At 35.9% G+C, this 1,454-nt stretch carries 1 protein-coding gene; it reads right to left on the bottom strand.

Going from position 1 to position 1,454, the window contains the following annotated elements:
- Positions 1 to 32: 32 nt before the first annotated feature.
- Positions 33 to 1,402, bottom strand: a protein-coding gene (locus FCJ93_RS24670) for an IS3 family transposase (protein ID WP_137744930.1) whose coding sequence is annotated in 2 segments (ribosomal slippage) — positions 33 to 937 and positions 937 to 1,402 — 1,371 coding nt in all. Because the reading frame shifts where the segments join, the coding sequence is not laid out codon by codon here.
- Between the last annotated feature and the right edge of the window lie 52 nt (positions 1,403 to 1,454).

The raw sequence follows: 1,454 nt of genomic DNA, 5'->3' as shown, positions 1-1,454 counted from the left end.
TGAACTGACCCAATAAAGTTAGACAAATATTTTTATGCAACTTTTAAGACTTGAGTTCGGTATTCCACCGGGCTTAGGTCTTTTAATTTTGCCTTCATTCGTTTGTGATTGTAATAGTATATATAGTCCGCTAACTCCCTTTCAAAATGCCCTATACTGTCAAACTCCTGTAAATAAAGGAGTTCGGACTTTAATAAGCCAAAGAAATTCTCTATGACTGCATTATCCAAACAATTCCCTTTTCGGGACATGCTCTGTGTAATCTGATGCTGTTCTAATGTTTTTTGATATTGATTCATTTGATAATGCCAACCTTGATCTGAATGGAGGATTACTTGATCTCCCGGTTGAATTCGTTCAATCGCCTGCTCTAACATATCTCCCACTAACTTATAAACAGGGCGTTTCATCACGGTATAAGCGATAATTTCACCATTACATAAATCAAGTACTGGAGAGAGATAGCGTTTCTCTCCAAAAAGGTGGAATTCTGTAACATCAGTTACCCATTTTTGGTTCATTTTTTTGGCAGAAAAATCACGATTTAATAGATTGGGGGCGATTTTCCCTACATTGCCTTTGTAAGATCGATACTTTTTCATTCGTACCAGACATTTTAGTCCCATTTCATTCATTAGGTGATTAATAGTTTTCGGATTATGATGAAATCCTCTTTTCTCTAGTTCTTTAGCTATTCGACGGTACCCATAACGACCTTTGTGTTCATGATAAATCTCTTTGATTGCCTCTTTAACTTCCCCATATTTATCTACTTGATGCAATCGTTTTTCCCAATAATAATACGTGCTACGTGGAATGTCTGCGACTTTAACTAATTCCACGACCTCATACTGCTCCTTTAGTTCAAAAATTACTTGCGCTTTGATTTTGTTTGTAATTTTTCCTGCATTTGAACTAAAGCATTCAACTTTTTTAAGTAGGTGTTCTCCATTTCTAATCGTTCCACTTTCACTTGTAATGCTTCTACTGTATCTTCCACTGCTGTTGAAGTATCTCTCTTTGTTCCACTTTTCTTTATTTCTTTCTTCATGGATAAACGCCCCTTTTTCTTTGGTTGTAGGGCATTTATTCCATCTTGCTTCAACTTTAATCTCCAATTTCGTATCATTCCCGGAGAAGAGATATTAAAAATCGCAGCTGTATCAATAGAAGATGTGCCCGTTTCGTTCATATAATTTAGTACATCCATTTTAAACGGAGTGGAATAACTTGTATAGTTTTTTTGAAAAGCTTCAATACCTTGATGTTCGTAAAGACGAATCCATCCACTCAAAATAGCTGCGTTTACCTGAACATCTCGTGCAATCTCATTGATAGGCTCATTCCCATATACATACCGTAAAACTATTTTTATTCTTTCTTCTGCAGTAAATTTGGACATAAAAAAACCCCCGTAAACGTCAGATTGTGTCTAACATTTACGGGGCAGTTCA

This window comes from Robertmurraya siralis (assembly GCF_005502275.1).
GTDB classification, from domain to species: Bacteria; Bacillota; Bacilli; order Bacillales; family Cytobacillaceae; genus Robertmurraya; species Robertmurraya siralis.
Note: the sequence above shows the minus strand (reverse complement) of the source record. Positions and strands in the feature narration are given on the sequence as shown.